The organism is Leisingera aquaemixtae, from assembly GCF_001458395.1.
In the GTDB taxonomy this organism is placed as follows: Bacteria; Pseudomonadota; Alphaproteobacteria; order Rhodobacterales; family Rhodobacteraceae; genus Leisingera; species Leisingera aquaemixtae.
Map to the genome: position 1 here is coordinate 1 of NZ_CYSR01000015.1, position 17,848 is coordinate 17,848.

Consider the following 17,848-nt stretch of genomic DNA (forward strand, 5'->3'; position numbering starts at 1 on the left):
TTGTGGCAGTGGATCGCCCAGTCGCCCGGATGCACCGCGTCGAACTCATAGGCACGCATGGCGCCGACGGGAATGTCGATCGACACCTCCGGCCAGCGGGCGCTTTGCGGAACCCAGCCGCCGTCGGTGCAAGTGACCTCGAAGTCGTAGCCGTGCATGTGGATCGGATGGTTGGTCATGGTCAGGTTGCCGGTCCTGACCCGCACCCGGTCACCCTGATTGACCACCAGCGGGTCGATGTCCGGGAAGATCCGGCTGTTCCAGCACCACAGGTTGAAATCCGTCATCTCCATCACCCGCGGCACATAGGAGCCGGGGTCGATGTCGAAGGCGTTCAGCATGATCAGGAAATCCCGGTCGACGGGCATGAAGGCGGGGTCCTTGGGATGCACGATGAACATCCCCATCATGCCCATCGCCATCTGCACCATCTCATCGCCATGCGGGTGGTACATGAAGGTGCCGGATTTGATCAGGTCGAACTCATAGACAAAGGTCTTGCCGGGCGGGATGCCCGGATGGCTGAGGCCTGCAACCCCGTCCATGCCGGAGGGCAGGATCAGCCCGTGCCAATGCACCGTGGTATGCTCCGGCAGCTTGTTGGTCACATAAATCCGCACCCGGTCGCCCTCCACCGCCTCGATGGTGGGGCCGGTGGACTGGCCGTTGTAGCCCCACAGGTGAGCGATCATGCCGTCGGCCAGCTCGCGCTCGACCGGCTCGGCCACCAGGTGGAATTCCTTCACCCCGTTGTTCATCCGGAACGGCAGGGTCCAGCCGTTCAGCGTGACCACCGGGTTGTAGTCCGGCCCAGTGGTTGGGGCCAGCGGCGGCTGGGTCGCCGCGCTGTCCATGCTGGCGGCCTCGGGCAAGCCCATGTTCACGGTCTTGCCCCAGGCCTGGCTGGACACCAGCGCAGCCCCCGCCGCGCCGGCCCCAAGCATTTGACGTCTGTTCATCATGTCATTTGATCCTTTCAATGGCCTGCGCCGCCGCCGGCAGCGATCTCGGCGCTGCCGCCCTGCGGAGCTGATCCCGTGCCGCCGCCATAGATCGCAGCGCTGACATTTGCCTGGGCCAGCCAGAAATCGCGTTTGGCGTTGGCCGCTTCCAGCGAGCCCGCCAGTTTTTCGCGCACGTCGGTCAGCAGTTCGAAGGTGCTGGTGATCATGCCATTGTAGCTGAGCAGCCCTTCCTCCTCGATTGTCCGGCGCAACGGCAGCAGCACGTCGCGGTAGTGGCGCGCGATTTCGTAAGAGGAATAGTAGGCCAGCTCTGCGCTGCGGGCCTCGGAGCGGACATTGACCGCCCGTTCCGCCAGCGCATTGGCCGCCTGCATGTAGGACAGCTCCGCCTTGCGCATCCGCACCTTGCCGGTGTCGAACACCGGTATGGCGAACTCCAGCTCCAGCTGCGGCAGGGTTTCTGTTTCCGTCTCCCCGTCCTCCCGCTCGCGCTCGGACTCCACCCCGGCAATCAGTTCCAGGTCAGTGACCAGCCGGGTCCGGTCTGTCAGGCCAAAGGCCCGGGCCTGTGCTTCCAGCCCCAGCTTGGCCACCTGCAGGTCCACCCGGTTCTGCAGCGCCGCCTTTTCGATTGCCGGCACTTTGCTCAGCGACTTGGGCAGCGGCGGCAGCGCATCGGGCACATAGTAATTGGCATCACTGCCCCACAGCCCCATCAGCCGTGTCAGCTCCTCCTTGGCGAGCTTTGCCTCCAGCCGGGCCCGGGCCACCTGCCCTGCAAGCTCCGCGTTAAAGGCAAACTCCCGCGCCTGCCCTGCCTTGTTCAGCGCGCCGGTCTTGCCCAGTTGACTGGCCAGTTCTGCCCCCGCCGCGGCTGTCTCGCCAGCCTGGCGCAGAGAGCTCAGCCGCTCAAAGGCTGCCACGGCATTGATCCAGGCCAGCCGGGTCTGCCCCGCCAATGCCAGCGTATCGTTCACCGCATTCAGCTGCGCCTGCTGGAACTGCGTCTCAGCCACGGCAATGCGCTGCTTTCGGGTCTTCACGTCCAGCAGGTTCACGGCGATGGTGGATTCCAGCGCCCGGTACAGGCCCAGTTCCGGCGCGCCGATCCCCATCAGGCCGATAGCGACCACCGGGTTCTCCGGCGTCATCTGCTGCCAGGCCTCCGCCGCCGACAGCCCGACTGCGGCATAAGACGCCTGCAGCCCCTTGTTGTTCAAAAGCGCCGCCTGCACCGCGGTATCGGCAGAGATCGTCTTGCCCTGCACCATCTGCCGGACTTCCTTGGCCAGCGCTTCGTTCTGGGCTTGTGTCTGGGCAAAGGCGGTACGCTTGCCGATGGCGGCCGAAGTCTGGCTGGCGACTTCCTGAAACCCGGCCTGCGGGCTGGTGTATTTCTCCGGCACCGCCGCCGAACAGGCGGCCAGCACCAGGGGCGACGCCAAAAGAACGCGCCAAGTTTTCGCTGTCATCAGTGGCGCTCCCGCTGCTGCTCGTTGACACCGCGCCAAGACGCAGGGCCGCGGGGCGTGTGGTTTTCAAATCCCCTGAAAGGGGACTGGTAATTCAGGGACCGGTAGGGGCCGGAGGGCGCGGCAGCACGTTGCAAGGCTGCGGTATCGGGCAGCGCCGCCGGTGACTTGGCGCACGCCCCCAGCAGCAGGGCGCCCGCCCCGGCCAGTAAGAGAAACTTCATGTGTTTTTCCTGAGAAATATCTGCGCGGCTCCTGCATAGGTGTGCAGGAGTGAGTTAGCGGCCGTTAAAAACGGTTCAGATGTCTCAGGCTTTTGGAGGTCGCAGCAGGGAGTTCTGTTCCCGGGACGGCAGCTGCGAATCCTCTTGCTTCCAGCGCACTGGGTGCTTGAGGGCGGTTTCCGCCGTCTGCAAGGAGATCACCGCAACCGCCATACAGGCGCCTGAGCAGCAGTTTCCAGTGTCAGCGGCGTTTTGCGGCGCCCCCTGGGGATCATGCGCCCCGGCCTGGGAAACGTCTTGCGCCGCAGCGGTCACGGCAGCGCCATCATGGTTGCTGCCACTGTGCGCAACCGGCGTGTTCCCGTGATGCCCTGCGACGGCATGCGCGGCGGATGGCAGCGAAAAGCCCAGCACAAGGATCACTGCACATGCAGCAGCCACCCTGATCAGCCGGAAGATATGTGCCAGAAACGCCATGCGGGTATTTCTCCTGACAGGACCGGCCCGCGTCAAGACGCCAATGATGCATTCAGCGCACAAATTTGCGGTTTTCTGAGGTGTTTTCCCCGGTTCTGCCTGGCTGATCGCGGGCGCCCGCATCGCCCCGCAAACCCTCCCGCGCAGGAGGGTCGCAGCGGCCCAGAGGTGGCGATTCGGGCGCTGAACAGGCCGGCAACGCAGGTTCATTCGCGGTCCCTGGAACGCTTGATTTCGCAGTGCCGGCTGGATCAGGAAGCTGGACGCCCGCGGGCGTCCGTCAATCTGCCGCGCCGCCCGCGCTTCGGAGAGGCCGGTGCCACGGGAAACAGGTCCGCCAAGGACTAGGTCAGAATGCGCTCTCTGACGGCGGTGTCGAGCAGCATGCCCCCAAAAGCGCGCAGTTTAGCACGCGTGCGAGATGGCCGCTATCAAACAGGTGCCATACGTCGGCCCTACCGCTGGCTCAGGCCAGAAGCCCCTTCGGTCCGCCGCACTAGGTGCTGTTTACTGAGAGAGAGCAAAGGGCAGCTAATGGTCCCCGGCAATCGGCGGGAAACAACCTATGGAAGATTCCGCAACTTGCCACGGTGCAGCCCGTAAAATACTTCCGTCGGCGAAGCACCGGTTCCATCCACCGGCTCCCTCTTCAGGCTTCCGCCAAACTGTTGTGCCAGAGACGTTCAGCAAAACTCCGCGCCTCGCTAAAATTTAGTTGCACAAGCAAGTTGACGAATCGCGCGCTCTTACTCATCTTCACACCCAAAGATTGTTTGCACATGCATTCAGGTGGAGGTTTAAGTGTATTTACAGCGACTAAAGGACTCATTGAAGTCGATTGCCCAAACGGATCCGTCCCGCACGGCTCTCTCCTGGCCTGGCAACGAAATGAGCTACAGCGGCCTTTGGAACATGGCGCAGGATCTGGCTTGGCAATTTCCGGAAAGTGTAACGGCCGGAAGTCTCGTGCTGGTCGAAAGCAGGAAGACCCCCCGCTTCACGGCTCTTATGATCGCCCTTGGATTGTGCGGCGCCACGCCGCTTGTGGTACCGGACCGGCTTGGCGGTGAGCTTAAGGACAAGCTGATCACCCGCTCAGGCGCCAGCCACATTGCCAGCTTCACGGATGCGGGAAGGCTGCGGGTTACGGAGACCGGACAGGCCCCGAAGCTTCCCGCCGGCGAGCAGGTCCCGCTCTGCCTGACAACCTCGGGATCGACCGGGGTTCCCAAAGTGGTGGTGCTCAGCAAGACCGGTGTGAACGCTTTCTTTGACTGGGCACAGGGCTGTTTTTCAATCCAGCCCGGCACCAGGGTCCTCAGCATCGCCCCATTCAACTTCGATCTGAGCCTGCTGGAACTCTGGGCGGGCCTGGACGCGGGAGCCGAAGTCATTCTCGCCGATCCCGAACGGTCGGCGGAACCCGGATACCTTGCGGATCTCTGCGCCGAGGCGAAGCCGGAGATTGTCCAGGCAGTCCCCCTGTTTCACGAGCGCCTCTGCGCTGCGCGGCGCGCTGACCCGGGGTTTTCACCGCGCCATGTCATCGTGACCGGCGAAGCGGCGCCCCGCGCCTTGCGCCGGCAGATGGCCGGGCAGTTCCCTTCCGTGGTTTTCCACAACATCTACGGCAGCACCGAAACCAACGACAGTTTCATCCTGACGCTGGGCGCCGAAGACTTCGCCGCGGCGGAAAAGCTGGGGATCGGCAGGCCGATCGCAGGCACGGACTATTACGTCACCGAAGACCCGGACGAGCCGGGAACCGGCGAGCTGTTCACTGCGACCCCGTTCGCCGCCAGCGGTTATTCCGACCCCGAACAGACGCTCAACGCCTTCCTGCCCCGGCTGGAGAACGAACGTCTGGTCACCTATTTCCGCACCGGAGACCGGGTGCAGCGGCAGCCGGACGGGTCCCTGCTTCTGATTGGCCGCGCAGATTACGTGGTAAAGCTGCGCGGCGTGCGCACCAATCTTCTGGATGTCGAAGACGTCATCCGCTTGCATGAGGCGGTGCGCAACGTGGCCACCGTACCCTACCGCGACACTGTCAGCGGCCAGCAGCAGCTGCTTGCCGTGGTGGAAACCTGCGCCGGAGCCTCAGTATCCAACCTGCAAATGCGGGCCCACTGCGCCCTGCACCTGCCCAAGAGCGCCCTGCCCAGCCGCTACGTGCTGACGCAGGAGCCGCTGCCCAAGACCTCAACCGGCAAAATCAACCGCGGCGCTGTGCAGCGCCTTTATGCCCCCAAACCGGAGAAAAACGCATGACCATGCGACAGACGATCAAATCCTTCATCTGTGAGGAGCTGCTGGCCGATGACATCGCGGTCTCAGACCTTGAGGATGACTATGACCTGCTGCGCAACGGCGTGGTCGACAGCCTCTCGCTGGTCCGCCTGGTCGCCTGGACCGGCGAAGCCTACGGCGTCCCCATCAACGAGATTGAGATCGCACCGGAAGATCTGGCCACAGTGGCAAAGATCGAAGGCTTCATCGAGCGCCACTCCAGCGTCCCCGCCTGAACCCGCGCCTGAATTTCTGGCATCACAAATTTCCAAAAGGACTACCGCAATGTTTCTTCGTGATATTTCCAGCATCGAAGCCGTCAACTGGGGCAATGGCACCAGCGTGCGGCTGCTGACCAAAGCCGACAATATGGGCTTTACCGTCTGCCACACCGTGGTCAACCGCGGCACCGAGTCAAAGCTGCAGTACCGCCGCCACCTGGAGGCCTGTTACTGCATCAAGGGCCAGGGCAAGGTGGTCAGCGCCGACGGCCAGACTGTCCTCGAAGTCCTGCCCGGCTCTCTGTATGTGCTGGACCAGCACGACGCCCATCACCTGATCGCCGATCCGGAAGAAGACCTGCATCTGGTCAGCGTGTTCAACCCGCCTCTCGACGGCACCGAGCATCACCAGCTCGATGCGGCCGGGTATTCGCAGTACTGAACCGGGCTTGCACATCATGTTGGATATTGCTTTTGACAAGGGGGACAGTCCCCTTGCGGCCTCCATCGGCAAGGCTGGCCAAACCTGGAACAGCAGTGCGGAACCGCCCGCACCGGACTGCCCGCGCTGGCAGGCCCTCAGCGAAACCGGTCTGTTCCGGCTCGCCTGCGACCGCGACAAACCTTTTGCGGAGCGCAACATCGGCATCATTCACGCGATGGAGCGTTTGGGCGAAGAATGCCGCGATGGCGGCTTCACTTTCGCGGTGGCGACCCACCTCGCCAGCACCCTGACAGCGCTCGACAGGTTCGCCAGCGCCGAGCTGCGCGCCGAAGTGCTGCCGGACCTGGTGGCCGGGCGGCGCATCGGCGCCCATGCGATCAGCGAGGCGGAAGCCGGGTCTGACGCGCTGGCCATGACCACCACAGCCCGCCGCGACGGTCCGGACTATGTGCTTGACGGTGACAAGGCTTTTGTCACCAACGGACCCATCGCGGATGTCTTTGTGATCTATGCCAGAACCGCCGGCACCGGTGCCGGCTCAGTTTCCGCCTTCCTGGTGGACCGGGACACGCCGGGCCTGACGGTCGCCGGGGCCAAGCCTCTCGTGGGCTTGAAAACCTCCATGAACGGGCCGCTGCAGCTGCGCGGCTGCCGGGTGCCTGCCAGCCGGCTGATCGGGCGAGAAGGCGCGGGCTTCATGGTGCTGAGCCATGTCATGAAGCAGGAGATCCTCTACTCCTTCATGGCCAATGTCGGACAGATGAAGCACACGCTGGCGCGCTGCGTGCGCCATGTGCGCAGACGCCGGCAGTTCGACCGCCCGATCGGCGATTTTCAGGCGGTTTCGCACCGCATCGCCAATATGAAGATGCGCTACGAGATTTCGCGGCAGTGCATCCTGACCGCCGCGGCCCGGCAGGCCCGGAACAAGGACGTGACCAGCGATGTGGCGATCGCCAAGATCTACGTCAGCGAGGCGCTGCTGGCCAATGCCATTGATGCGGTCCACCTGCACGGCGGGGTTGGCTACCTTGAGGAGACCGGCCTCGGCGAAGGCGTCGCGGATGCCCTGGCCGCGCCGATCTATTCGGGCACCAACGATATCCAGCGCGGGCGCATCGCCGCGATGATGGGGGTTGGATCATGAACGGCCTGGCGCCGGAGCAGCGTGCCGCCCTCGCCGCCACCGGCGTGCTCGACCTCCAGCACCCGGAGGTGCGCGCAGCCGCAGAACGGGCGCTGGCGGACGGCGCGGAGGATGACACAGCCAAGGCGGTCGCCTTCTACTACGCCGTGCGGGATGGAATTTCGTACGAGGTCTTCGGCACCGGGCTGTCGGAAACCGACTTGAAGGCCAGTTCGATCCTCAAAGCGCGGCGCGGGTTCTGTCTGCACAAGGCCATCCTGTTTGCAGCGCTGTGCCGCTCGCAAGGCATCCCCTGCCGGATCGCAGCGGCGCGCGTGCGCAATCATATCTCCTCTCCGAACCTGACCAAGCTGGTGGGCGGAGATGTGTTCCTGCACTGGTTCAATCAGGTCTGGCTTCAGGGAAGGTGGATCAAGGCCGCGCCGGTGTTCAACCGGCTTCTGTGCCGGATCTACCGCATTCCGCCGCTGGAATTTGACGGCACCGGCGACGCTTTCGTCCAAGGCCATGTGGCAGGCCAGGAGATGCAGTATCTTGACACGCCGGTGCTGTTCGAAGCGCCAACGGCAGAACAGCTGGTGCAGCATGTTGCCAGCCACCACCCCTTGATGGTGCCTGCCAGCCTGCGCGTGCCCCGTGAACGCGAGATAGCGGCGCTTTAGCGCCGGCCTCAGCCCTTTCTCACTCAGGAAAACAAACCCGTGAAACAAATCCACGTCTATTCAGATTTCGTCTGCCCCTATTGCCTGCTGGCGGAGCCGCTGATCCGCGACGCCGCCGCAGCGGAAGCGGCAGAGATCGTCTGGCATCCGTTTGAACTGCGCCCCGATCCGGTCCCGACCCTGCGCCCGGAAGACCCCTATCTGCCTGCGGTTTGGCAGCGCTCGGTCTACCCGCTTGCCGAACGGTTGGGCCAGAAGATCACCCTGCCCACGGTTTCCCCGCAGCCGCGCAGCGCCCTCGCCTTTGAAGGTTTCGCCTTCGCCAGCGACCATGGCCGCGGCCATGAATACACGCTTGCGGTCTTCAACGCCTTCTTCGCGGAGGATCGCGACATCGGCGATATCGAGGTTCTGGCCGCGCTGGCCGAAGCGGCCGGGCTGGATGGCGCCGCGCTGCGCCAGGCGCTGCAGGACGGGCGGTATCGCGCCCGCCACGCCGAAGCCCTGCGCGAAGCCGAAGCGCAGCAGATCAAGGCGGTGCCCACCATCGTGATCGGCACCACCCGCATCGAAGGGATGCCCACGGCCGAGGGCCTGCGCAACGCCCTGCAATCCCTTGCCGCGGAGGAACAGGCATGAACGGCGGCATTCTCGCACCGGAGCTCGCCGACCGGCTGATGCAAGATGTTGTCGCATTGTCCGCAGCCCGGGTGGCGGAAGGCGGCGTGCCCTTTTCGGCCCAGGTGGTTACCCCGGACGGCCGGGTGCTGGGTTCTGGCGTCAACACGGTCCTGGAGGATCACGACCCCACTGCCCATGCGGAGGTCTGCGCGATCCGCGATGCCTGCGCACGGCACGGCCGCACCAACCTTGCGGGCACCGTCCTGCTGGCCTCCGGCGAGCCTTGCGCGCTGTGCTACATGGCGGCGTTATTCGCTGGCGTGTCCGAAGTCCTCTATGCGGTCAGCGCCAGCGAGGCGGCCCGCTACGGCTACGGCTACGGCACATCCTACCGGCTTCTGTCCGGCTTCCCCGAGCATTTCCCCCTGCCGGCCCGCCATCTGGCGGTGCCCGGCGCCCATACCCCTTTTGAAAATCAATCCCCTCAGTTCAGGAGAGTTAAAAAATGACAATTCAAGACAAGATTTTCCGCCCCGACGGATGGTCGGCCACCGCGCGTCTCGGACTGGTGGTGCCGCATGCGGACGTGGGCCCGGAGGCCGAATGCGCCGCGCTTGGCGGCACCCAGATCTCTGTCCACGGCGCCCGTATCAATTTTAGCGCCATGCGGGCCGGCGGCGAGATGGATCCGAAAATCCCCCATGATCCAGTGGAGAGCTTCACCCAGCCGCCCTACATCGACGACATTGCCGCCTCTCTCTGCGAGTCGCCGCTGACGGCCCTAGGTCTGGCGTTCACAAGTTCCGCCTATAAGCACGGCCCGGAGGGGGAGCGCGCGCTGGTGGAGCGCCTGCGCCCCCGTCTGAGAGGGATCCCGGTCGTCACCACCTGTCTTGCCGCCGAAACCGCCCTGCGCAGCCTCGGTATCAAGCGGCTGGCCATCGTGAACCCGGCCTGGTTTGACGAAGACCTCGATGCCCTTGGGGCGCGCTATTTTGAGGCAGCCGGCTTTGACGTGGTGCACCACGCGCCCTGCGGCCTGAAAAGCGGTCAGAAATACGTCTCCCCGCCCGCGCTTTACGACTGGATCAAGACCACGGTGGCCCCTTCCGGCGCTGACGCCGTTTTTGTCGGCGGCAACGGGCAGCGGGCGATTGGCGTCATTGATGCCGTCGAAAGCCAGCTGGGCCTCAAAATGCTGACCGCAAACCAGGTTTTGTTCTGGGGCGCCCTGCAGGCAGCGGGTGTTCAGCCCTCTTTTGAGGGATACGGGACACTTTTTTCTAAGAATGTAACGCCTGTGTGACTTCAAAGTCTGGCAAGTGGCGCGCAGAAGCAATATCCTTGCTTGCAAAAGCAAACGTGTACTGCGCGCCATGAGCAGGACAAAGGAGCCACGCAATGAAGCTAGATGTTTGGGATCAGATAACGGCCTTGTTCTACGGGATCGAAAACCAGCTCACGGAAGAGCTGCGCAGGTCCAGCGACCTTGGCCTCAGCGAATTCCGGACCCTGAAACATCTGTCAGAACAACCTGACCTGGAGCTTCGGATGCAGGAACTGGCGGAATTTCTTATGCTGACCCAAAGCTCGACCACCCGGGTGGTCGAGCGGCTGGAAAAGCGGGGGTTTGTGTTCCGCGACAGCTGCCCCTCCGACAAACGGGGCAAGTACTGCGTCCTGAACGAGCATGGCAAGAAATACATCGAGGAAGCCGCCCCGGTATTCCAGGACTGTCTGGAGCGCGTGCTGAAAAAGACCTTTGAGCAAAAAGAAGCCCGGGAGGCTGCCCGCGCTCTTTGCGTCTTGACCCAAGCCTGATGAAACATCCGGCGGAGGGCTTCCTCCGCCGGTGTCCAACCGAAGTGGCAGTCTCTCCAAATTAGGTGCATGCACAAATAAGCTTATTGACACGTGCTGCCGCCCTTCATTATGTTGCATGTGCAAGTAAATAGATTCCGCCCTCCATTTCCACGGACGGGCCCACCCAAAATTGCCCCCGCCCCGCGCGCAGGGGGACAACCCGAAAGGAACAGTTATGCACTGGGTTTATCTGATGATCGCAGTCGTCTTTGAAATCACCGTGGCCATCGCCGCCGGAAAATCAGAAGGTTTCAAGAACGTGAAATGGACCACGATCACGCTTGTCAGCGGCGTGGTCGCAACCATCTTCCTCAGCCTCGCCCTGCTGACCTTTGACGTGGGCGTCGGCTACTCGATGTGGACCGCGCTGGCCGGGGTCGGGATTGTCGCGCTCGGCGCGATGTTCTTCAACCAGCGCCTGAGCTTCTCCAAGGGTGTCGGCATCCTGATTGTCATCGGCGGTGTTGTCGGCCTGCGGATGAGCGGCGCCGCGTGACCCGAATACCCTTCAATTTCCTGAACAGATTCAAAGGAAAAAATCATGACTGACACACAAACTTCTGCGTTCCCCGCGGCAGAGACCGGCAACAAGGGCGCCTGGGGCGCACTGCTGCTGGCCGGGGCTTTCGAGGTCGGCTACGCCCTGAGCGTCGGCGGCAGCCAGGCCTTCACCGTGCTGACCTGGTCGGTCTCGGCCATCGTGTTCTTCTTGCTGACGCTCTATTTCCTCAGCGTCGCACTGAAGACAATCGACGTCGGCATCGGCTACGCCGTCTGGGCCGGGATCGGCTCGATCGGCGCCGCGGTGCTGGGCGCCGTGCTGCTGGACCAGCCCTTGACCCTGGCGCAATCATGCTGGCTGGCGGTCATCATCGCGGGGGTGGTCTGGCTGAAGCTGGCAGACAGCCCCAAACTCAAATAGACCAGCGCGCTCCGGCAAAAGGGAGTGCCTCAGCTCCAGCCGGATCCGGCTTGGCCAACGCCCGGGCGCCCAGAAAGGCCCGGGCGTTTTTGCCGGCGGCACCGGATGGCGGATCAATTGCTGATGTTCTGACCGGCGCATCCGCGCTGCAAACACGCAGGCCCTGGTCTCTCGACAAAGCACCGGAAAGCGACAATAGTCCAATACCGCGCCCATGGAAGAGCGGCAGGTATGACAAATACAGACATGGCAAGGCTGGCCGACCCGCTCAGGCAAGCAAGTATTCTCATCGTGGACGATGAGCCGGGCATGCGCAATTTCCTGGTGAAAACCCTGCGGCCGCTGTGCCAGCTGGCGGATGAGGCCGAAAACACCGAAGCCGCCGCCGCGCTGCTCAATACCCGGCAATATGACGTGATGATCCTCGACAACATCATGCCCGGCCAGAAAGGCCTGGACTGGCTGGAGGAGCAACGGCGCGAGGGCGGCTTCACCGATACCATCCTGATCACCGCCTACGCCGACCTGCAAACGGCGATTGACGCTCTGCGGGCCGGTGCGTCGGATTTCGTTCTGAAGCCTTTCCGCTCCAACCAGATCCTCAATGCCCTGCGCCGCTGCATCGAGACCGCCCGGCTGAAGCGCGAGAACATGCTGCTGCGGCGGGAGCTGGAAAGCACTGGCGTCGGGCGCCGGCGCCGCCGCGAGCTGGTCGGCGCATCGCCCGCCATCAGCCAGGTGCGCGCCCTGCTCGACCGGGTGGCACAGGTCTCCACCCCGGTGCTGATCACCGGCGCCTCCGGCACCGGCAAGGAGGTCGCCGCACGCCATCTGCACGCCCGCTCCAGCCGCGCCGGAGCGCCTTTCGTGCCGGTCCAATGCGGCGCCATACCGGCGGATGTAATCGAATACGAGCTGTTCGGCCACGCCCCCGGTGCTTTCCCCGGCGCGCCCGCAGGCCGCGAAGGCCTGCTGGCCTCGGCGCAGGGCGGCACCGTCTTCCTTGATGAGATCGGCGAACTCACCCCCTCGGCGCAGAACGCGCTGCTAAGGGTGCTGGAGGATGGCCGCATCCGGCCGATCGGCACGGAACGGACGGTGCAGCTCGATGTCCGCTTCGTGATGAGCTCCAGCCGCGCGCTGCCGGAGGCGGTGGCCGCGGGACATTTCCGTGAGGATCTTCTGTTCCGCATCAACGTGATCGACGTGGCAATGCCGCCGTTGCGCGAACGCGGCACCGACATTGTTGAGCTTGCCGGGCTGTTCCTCGACGAAATCTCTGCCCAGCTGCAACTGCCGCCGCTGGAGCTGTCCGCAAGCGTCAAATCCGCCCTGCTGCGCCACGACTGGCCCGGCAATATCCGCGAGCTGCGCAACTTGATCGAGCGCTCGCTGATCTTCGGCAGCTTCTCCCTCGACACGCTGGCCCCGCCCCGTCCGGCGGCGGACATCCTGCCGCTGGAAGAGGTGGAGCGCCGCGAAATCCTGCACGCACTGGAGGCCGCCGGCGGCAACCGCAGCGAAGCGGCGCGGCGGCTGGGGGTCTCGCGCAAGACCATTGACCGCAAATGCGCGGCTTGGGGGCTGTAGCCGGTGCCAAGGCTGCGCTCCTTGATGCGGTCGGTCCGGGTCCGGCTGCTGCTGATCGCGCTGCTGCCGATGCTGGTGCTGATGCCCTTGCTGCTGGGCCTTGCAACCTGGCGCTGGTCGGAAAAGACCGACGGTCTTCTGATCAGCAAGGTGAACGGCGATTTGACCATCGCCGACCAGTATCTGGCCAGGCTGACCGCCACCTCGGGCGAGCTGCTGGACGCGGTGGCGCAATCGGTCCGCTTCCGCAGCGCGCTTACGGCGGGCAGCACCGCGAATTTCCTGGCTCAGGAACAAGCCCGGCTCGGTCTTGATTTCCTCTATCTGGCCGGCCCTGAAGGCCGTGCCGGGTTCTCACCCGCGGACTGGCCCGTCCTGCGCGGCGCGCTGCAGGGCCAATGGCAAAGCGCGGTCGACATTTTGGACGCCGCCCAGCTGGACGCGCTGGCCCCCGGTCTCGCCGCCCGCGCCGCCATCCCGCTGGTGGCGACCGAAGCTGCACTGCCCACCGACCGCACCGCCGAGACCCGCGGCATGATCATCCACTCTGCCGCACCGGTGGCCCTGCCAAACGGCCAGACGGCGGTGCTGGCGGGCGGGCGGCTCTTGAACCGCAACCTGGATTTCATCGACACCATCAACGCGCTGGTCTACCGCGAGCAAAGCCTGCCGGAGGGCAGCCAGGGCACCGCCACGCTGTTTCTGGAGGACGTGCGGATCTCCACCAATGTGCGGCTGTTTGAAAACGTGCGCGCGCTTGGCACCCGGGTCTCGGCAGAGGTGCGCGGCCAGGTGCTGGGGCGCGGCGACGTCTGGCTGGACCGGGCCTTTGTCGTGAACGACTGGTACATCTCCGCCTACGAGCCGATCCTCGACAGCCGCGGCAACCGGGCCGGAATGCTCTATGTCGGCTTTCTGGAAACCCCGTTCCGCCAGGCCAAGCGCAGCACGGTGCTGACGCTCGGCGGGGCGTTCCTGCTGATTGCAGCAATGTCGGTGCCGATTTTCCTGCAATGGGCCGGGCGCATCTTCCGTCCGCTTGAGGGCATGACCCAGACCATCGCCCGGGTCGAGCAGGGCGATCTGGCCGCCCGCAACCAGCCCCAGCAGGACGGCGGCGAGATTGCCCGGGTGGCGGCGCATTTGGACAGCCTGCTGGACCAGCTGCAGGAGCGCGACCGGCAGTTGCGCGGCTGGGGCGAAAGCCTGGAGGCCAAGGTCGAGGAGCGCACCGCCGACCTGCGCGAGGCAACCCGGCGGCTGGAACGGACCACCGAGCGGCTGATCGTCTCCGAGAAACTTGCTGCGGTGGGCGAGATCACGGCCTCCGTCGCGCATGAGATCAACAACCCGGTGGCGGTGATCCAGGGCAACCTGGACCTGGCCCGCACGGTGCTGGGCCGCCATGCGGAACCGGTCGAGGAGGAGTTCCGGCTGATCGACGATCAGGTTTACCGCATCGGCGTGATCGTCTCAAAGCTGCTGCAATTCGCCCGGCCCGAGGAATACTCCGGCGCCGCAGGCCTGATTTCCCCGGCCGAAGTTGTGGCAGACTGCCTGGTTCTCACCCGCCATCAGATCGAGGCCACGGGGATCGAGGCGGAGGCGCATCTGGCCAGTACAGGCCAGGTCAGGATATCGCGCACGGAATTGCAGCAGGTGATCGTCAATCTCATTCTGAATGCGGTGCAGGCGATGCCCGGCGGCGGACGCCTCACCCTGACCGCTGAGGATACCCCGGACGGCGTGCTGCTGGCCGCCGAGGATACCGGCACCGGCATCCCCGCGGACCTGTTGAACCGCATCTTCGATCCGTTCTTCACCACCAAGCAGGCGCAGGGCACCGGGCTGGGCTTGTCGATCAGCCACCAGCTGGTGAGTCGCGCCGGCGGCCGCATCACCGTGCAGTCAGAACCCGGACAGGGCACCCGGTTCGAAATTTTTCTGCCCTCGCCAGCCGCCGCCTGATCCGGACAAATTGGCGCAAAATTGCAGGCCCCGGTTCCCCCCTGCGGACAGAATGTCCCGCAACTGCCGGCAGACGCCGGGCCGGACAGACAAAGTGCCCACACAAGCGCTTGTTATTAAACAATTATTTATTTGACAGCTGGGCCACGCGTCTTCCTTTGTCAAGCTACGGCACATTGCCGCGGGCCATTCGGGGCGGCCGCAATAGGAGGTTGCAGCCGCCGGAACAGCACTAGGGAGGACACCACATGAGTACGCCATCATCCGGCGGGCTGGCTTTTCTGCACAAGCACCACATCACTGCCAAACCCGGCTTCAACCGCTGGCGGGTGCCGCCGGCATCCATCGCCATCCACCTCTGCATCGGCTCGGTTTATGCCTGGTCGGTGTTCAACCCGCCGCTGACCCGCGAGTTGGGGGTGGTCGCCTCCAGCGCCGATGACTGGAGCCTCAGCTCTGTTGTCTGGATCTTTTCGGTGGCTATCGTCTTCCTCGGGCTGGCTGCCGCCTTTGCCGGCAAATGGCTGGAGGAAGTCGGCCCGCGCATGGTCGGTGTCGTGGCGGCGCTGCTGTGGGGCGGCGGCTTCATTGTCGGCTCGTTCGGCATTTCCAGCCATCAGTTGTGGCTGGTCTATCTGGGTTACGGCGTGCTTGGCGGCTGCGGGCTGGGACTGGGCTATGTCTCGCCGGTGTCAACGCTGATCCGCTGGTTTCCGGACCGGCGCGGCATGGCGACGGGCATGGCCATCATGGGCTTTGGCGGCGGCGCGATGATCGCCGCTCCGGTCAAGGGCTGGCTCCTGGACCTCTATGCAACCGCGCCGACCTATCTTGGCGCCCGGGATGCGGTGCAGACCGTGGTCGAAAACGGCCGGGTCTTTGCCGAAACCGCACAAGGCAAGATCGAGGTGGTAATCGCCAGCGCAACCCAGGCCGCCGAATTCGGCGGTGAGGCCGGCGCCTATGTTGTGGGCACCGGCAATACCGGCGCCGCCCAGACCTTCATGACCCTGGGCATCGTTTATTTCGTGGTGATGATCCTGGCCGCCTTCCAGTACCGGGTCCCGGCCAAGGACTGGAAGCCCGAGGGCTGGGAGCCGAAACCCGCCGCCTCGGGGCTGGTGACGCAGAACGACGTGCATATTGACCAGGCGCTGAAGACACCGCAGTTCTGGCAGCTGTGGGTGATGCTCTGCTTCAACGTGACCGCAGGCATCGGCGTGATCGGTGTCGCCAAGACAATGATGTCCGAGATCTTCGGCTCGGTGATGCCGCTGGTGGCGACTGCCGCCTTCGCCTCGACCTATGTGCTTATGATTTCGGTCTTCAACATGGTCGGGCGGTTCTTCTGGGCGTCTGCCTCGGATTACATCGGGCGCAAGGCAACCTACATGTGCTTCTTCGTACTGGGCACCGCACTCTACCTGTCGATCCCGTATTTCGCCTCTGCCGCGGCGGCCAACCCGTCGCTGGTCTATCTGATGGGCTTCTACCTGGCGACGATGCTGATCTTCTCGATGTACGGCGGCGGTTTCGCCACAATCCCGGCCTATCTCGCGGACATGTTCGGCACCATGCATGTCGGCGGCATCCACGGCCGCCTGCTGACCGCCTGGTCGACCGCGGGCGTGCTCGGGCCGCTGGCCATTACCTCGCTGCGGCAGATGTCGGTGACCAGCGCGGTCCAGGATCTGGCCGCCAAGGTCGACCCGGCCGCCTTTGCCGCAAAGTTCGGCGCGCCCGTCGCGCAGCTGGACCAGCTGGTGGCGGCCAAGACCGTGACCATCGCCAAGCTGATGGAAATCGCACCAGCCGGCACCGTGGACCCGACCCCCAGCCTTTACAATACAACGATGTATTGCATGGCGGCGCTGCTGGCGGTGGCCTTCTTCGCCAACCTCTTCATGCGCCCGGTGAAGGAGCACCACCACCATGACGAACCGGAGCTTCAGGCCGTTCCGGGAGAGTAAAGCCGCCAGCCGGGGCGCCCTCAGCGCCCCGGCTGCACATGCAGCCTGCATTCAAGACAGCCGGTTTACGAACAAAGATCGAAGTTGTTGCCGCAGCAGTTGGATGTGCCGCAAGCATTGCGAAGATAACGCCCCTGCCCCAAGGCGCTTGCTGCCGCGGCATTTTTCATTTGACTGGTCCGCCTGCCATCCGGCCGGAAATCTGAACACGGGTTCTGATGTGGCTTGCGCGTCAGCCTCCACGGAGAAATCCGGTTCCTCCCGCGCCAAGCGCGGGCCCCTCCCAATTTCACCGCTCCGGCGCATCCTATCATTTCGCGGGTGTCAGATCACCGTCCGGCCGCAGCCCGTAAGACACGAGGTCTTCCGAAGTGAAAATCAGGGAAGGCTTCGCCACTGGCGGAACAGGAGGCGCGAGCGAGGATGTTGGAGACACGAAAAAGGAAAGGGTCTGCCGCAAGTGGCAAAACTATGTGTCGCCCGACAAGAAGTGTCGGGCGACACATAGTGTCTCCTTTTTAGGGAACTTGACTGATTGATTTTAAAGGGAAATATTTTCATCCGAAGCAGCAAAGTTACCTCTAGCGACTCATAGATTTACCTTCGTATGAAGCAGACATTCATGCAGCGCGCGGCGAAACCGGGCTTCGAGCCCGGTTTAACCGATGCTGCTAAGGTCTTAACCGGCAGCTATTGGAAAACCACTTTGCGACTGGAGCGCGCACGCTCCAGAGACGATAAGAAACCTAAGCGTTACCCAGCTCCTCCGGTCAAATCCTCAGCAAGCATCAGGGCGTTGCCGTCGGGGTCGTAGAATGTTGCGGTCTTGACCATGCCCTCGACGACATCCGTTTCGCCATCAAATCTGACCTTGGCCTGTTCCAGTTTCTGCCGAGCAGAATCCAAATCCGAGACTCCGAAGACTGGTACGCAATTGCCGGGCGCGGGCTTGGTGTGTTCGCCAAGGCCAATGGCGACACCGGGGGTGTTCGTCTGAAGCTCGGACCAGCCC

At 63.9% G+C, this 17,848-nt stretch carries 18 protein-coding genes; 14 read left to right on the forward strand and 4 right to left on the reverse strand.

Annotated elements, in window-relative coordinates:
• The 3 genes from PHA8399_RS07490 to PHA8399_RS07500 form a co-directional block, all read right to left on the reverse strand.
• On the reverse strand, window positions 1-962 hold a 962-nt coding region (locus PHA8399_RS07490), incomplete at its 3' end, for a multicopper oxidase family protein (protein ID WP_058285573.1).
• A gap of 14 nt (window positions 963-976) precedes the next feature.
• Window positions 977-2,437, reverse strand: a complete 1,461-nt coding sequence (locus PHA8399_RS07495) for a TolC family protein (protein WP_058285556.1) — start codon at window positions 2,435-2,437, stop codon at window positions 977-979.
• On the reverse strand, window positions 2,437-2,661 hold the full coding sequence (locus PHA8399_RS07500) for a hypothetical protein (RefSeq protein WP_058285557.1): 225 nt from the start codon (window positions 2,659-2,661) through the stop codon (window positions 2,437-2,439). Before PHA8399_RS07500 ends, PHA8399_RS07495 begins: the two co-directional genes overlap by 1 nt.
• Window positions 2,662-3,939: 1,278 nt before the next feature.
• Here PHA8399_RS07500 and PHA8399_RS07510 point away from each other — a divergent pair.
• The 14 genes from PHA8399_RS07510 to PHA8399_RS07575 all read left to right on the forward strand — a co-directional run bounded on the left by PHA8399_RS07510 (window position 3,940) and on the right by PHA8399_RS07575 (window position 16,836).
• On the forward strand, window positions 3,940-5,409 hold the full coding sequence (locus tag PHA8399_RS07510) for an AMP-binding protein (protein WP_145977000.1): 1,470 nt from the start codon (window positions 3,940-3,942) through the stop codon (window positions 5,407-5,409).
• Window positions 5,410-5,411: 2 nt separating this feature from the next.
• The gene (locus tag PHA8399_RS07515; RefSeq protein WP_208856278.1) at window positions 5,412-5,663 is read left to right on the forward strand and encodes an acyl carrier protein; all 252 of its coding nucleotides are present in this window, start codon (window positions 5,412-5,414) and stop codon (window positions 5,661-5,663) included.
• A gap of 49 nt (window positions 5,664-5,712) precedes the next feature.
• On the forward strand, window positions 5,713-6,090 hold the full coding sequence (locus PHA8399_RS07520; protein WP_058285561.1) for an ectoine synthase: 378 nt from the start codon (window positions 5,713-5,715) through the stop codon (window positions 6,088-6,090).
• 16 nt (window positions 6,091-6,106) lie between these two features.
• Window positions 6,107-7,240, forward strand: a complete 1,134-nt coding sequence (locus tag PHA8399_RS07525) for an acyl-CoA dehydrogenase family protein (protein ID WP_082649488.1) — start codon at window positions 6,107-6,109, stop codon at window positions 7,238-7,240.
• On the forward strand, window positions 7,237-7,902 hold the full coding sequence (locus PHA8399_RS07530) for a transglutaminase-like domain-containing protein (RefSeq protein WP_058285563.1): 666 nt from the start codon (window positions 7,237-7,239) through the stop codon (window positions 7,900-7,902). The genes PHA8399_RS07525 and PHA8399_RS07530 overlap by 4 nt, the downstream gene beginning before the upstream one ends.
• A gap of 39 nt (window positions 7,903-7,941) precedes the next feature.
• On the forward strand, window positions 7,942-8,541 hold the full coding sequence (locus PHA8399_RS07535; RefSeq protein WP_058285564.1) for a DsbA family oxidoreductase: 600 nt from the start codon (window positions 7,942-7,944) through the stop codon (window positions 8,539-8,541).
• Window positions 8,538-9,032 carry a nucleoside deaminase gene (locus PHA8399_RS07540; RefSeq protein WP_058285565.1) on the forward strand — a complete coding sequence of 165 codons (495 nt, stop codon included), beginning with the start codon at window positions 8,538-8,540 and terminating at the stop codon, window positions 9,030-9,032. The genes PHA8399_RS07535 and PHA8399_RS07540 overlap by 4 nt, the downstream gene beginning before the upstream one ends.
• Window positions 9,029-9,829: a maleate cis-trans isomerase family protein gene (locus PHA8399_RS07545; RefSeq protein ID WP_058285566.1), complete on the forward strand. Its 801-nt coding sequence runs from the start codon at window positions 9,029-9,031 to the stop codon at window positions 9,827-9,829. Before PHA8399_RS07540 ends, PHA8399_RS07545 begins: the two co-directional genes overlap by 4 nt.
• 95 nt (window positions 9,830-9,924) lie before the next feature.
• Window positions 9,925-10,344 carry a MarR family winged helix-turn-helix transcriptional regulator gene (locus PHA8399_RS07550; protein WP_058285567.1) on the forward strand — a complete coding sequence of 140 codons (420 nt, stop codon included), beginning with the start codon at window positions 9,925-9,927 and terminating at the stop codon, window positions 10,342-10,344.
• Window positions 10,345-10,561: 217 nt separating this feature from the next.
• Window positions 10,562-10,882 carry a DMT family transporter gene (locus PHA8399_RS07555; RefSeq protein WP_058285568.1) on the forward strand — a complete coding sequence of 107 codons (321 nt, stop codon included), beginning with the start codon at window positions 10,562-10,564 and terminating at the stop codon, window positions 10,880-10,882.
• 45 nt (window positions 10,883-10,927) lie between these two features.
• Complete coding sequence (locus PHA8399_RS07560) at window positions 10,928-11,308, forward strand: DMT family transporter (RefSeq protein WP_008557863.1); 381 nt, start codon at window positions 10,928-10,930, stop codon at window positions 11,306-11,308.
• Between the two features lie 231 nt (window positions 11,309-11,539).
• Window positions 11,540-12,898, forward strand: coding sequence for a sigma-54-dependent transcriptional regulator (locus tag PHA8399_RS07565; RefSeq protein WP_058285569.1), 1,359 nt, complete (start codon window positions 11,540-11,542; stop codon window positions 12,896-12,898).
• A gap of 24 nt (window positions 12,899-12,922) precedes the next feature.
• Window positions 12,923-14,866 (forward strand): sensor histidine kinase, encoded by a 1,944-nt coding sequence (locus PHA8399_RS07570; protein ID WP_058285570.1) that lies wholly within the window; start codon window positions 12,923-12,925, stop codon window positions 14,864-14,866.
• A 248-nt stretch (window positions 14,867-15,114) separates the two neighbouring features.
• A complete protein-coding gene (locus PHA8399_RS07575; RefSeq protein WP_058285571.1) occupies window positions 15,115-16,836 on the forward strand; it encodes an OFA family MFS transporter in 1,722 nt (573 codons plus the stop codon).
• Window positions 16,837-17,589: 753 nt separating this feature from the next.
• Here PHA8399_RS07575 and PHA8399_RS07580 read toward each other — a convergent pair.
• Window positions 17,590-17,848 (reverse strand): VOC family protein (locus PHA8399_RS07580; RefSeq protein ID WP_058285572.1); only part of this gene is annotated, 259 nt, incomplete at its 5' end.

Bases quoted from the DNA above. Each gene is read 5' to 3' on its own strand.
- PHA8399_RS07495 (WP_058285556.1), bottom strand. From the start codon at position 2,437: ATGACAGCGAAAACTTGGCGCGTTCTTTTGGCGTCGCCCCTGGTGCTG.
- PHA8399_RS07500 (WP_058285557.1), bottom strand. From the start codon at position 2,661: ATGAAGTTTCTCTTACTGGCCGGGGCGGGCGCCCTGCTGCTGGGGGCG.
- PHA8399_RS07515 (WP_208856278.1), top strand. From the start codon at position 5,412: ATGCGACAGACGATCAAATCCTTCATCTGTGAGGAGCTGCTGGCCGAT.
- PHA8399_RS07520 (WP_058285561.1), top strand. From the start codon at position 5,713: ATGTTTCTTCGTGATATTTCCAGCATCGAAGCCGTCAACTGGGGCAAT.
- PHA8399_RS07525 (WP_082649488.1), top strand. From the start codon at position 6,107: ATGTTGGATATTGCTTTTGACAAGGGGGACAGTCCCCTTGCGGCCTCC.
- PHA8399_RS07530 (WP_058285563.1), top strand. From the start codon at position 7,237: ATGAACGGCCTGGCGCCGGAGCAGCGTGCCGCCCTCGCCGCCACCGGC.
- PHA8399_RS07540 (WP_058285565.1), top strand. From the start codon at position 8,538: ATGAACGGCGGCATTCTCGCACCGGAGCTCGCCGACCGGCTGATGCAA.
- PHA8399_RS07545 (WP_058285566.1), top strand. From the start codon at position 9,029: ATGACAATTCAAGACAAGATTTTCCGCCCCGACGGATGGTCGGCCACC.
- PHA8399_RS07550 (WP_058285567.1), top strand. From the start codon at position 9,925: ATGAAGCTAGATGTTTGGGATCAGATAACGGCCTTGTTCTACGGGATC.
- PHA8399_RS07555 (WP_058285568.1), top strand. From the start codon at position 10,562: ATGCACTGGGTTTATCTGATGATCGCAGTCGTCTTTGAAATCACCGTG.
- PHA8399_RS07560 (WP_008557863.1), top strand. From the start codon at position 10,928: ATGACTGACACACAAACTTCTGCGTTCCCCGCGGCAGAGACCGGCAAC.
- PHA8399_RS07565 (WP_058285569.1), top strand. From the start codon at position 11,540: ATGACAAATACAGACATGGCAAGGCTGGCCGACCCGCTCAGGCAAGCA.
- PHA8399_RS07570 (WP_058285570.1), top strand. From the start codon at position 12,923: ATGCGGTCGGTCCGGGTCCGGCTGCTGCTGATCGCGCTGCTGCCGATG.
- PHA8399_RS07575 (WP_058285571.1), top strand. From the start codon at position 15,115: ATGAGTACGCCATCATCCGGCGGGCTGGCTTTTCTGCACAAGCACCAC.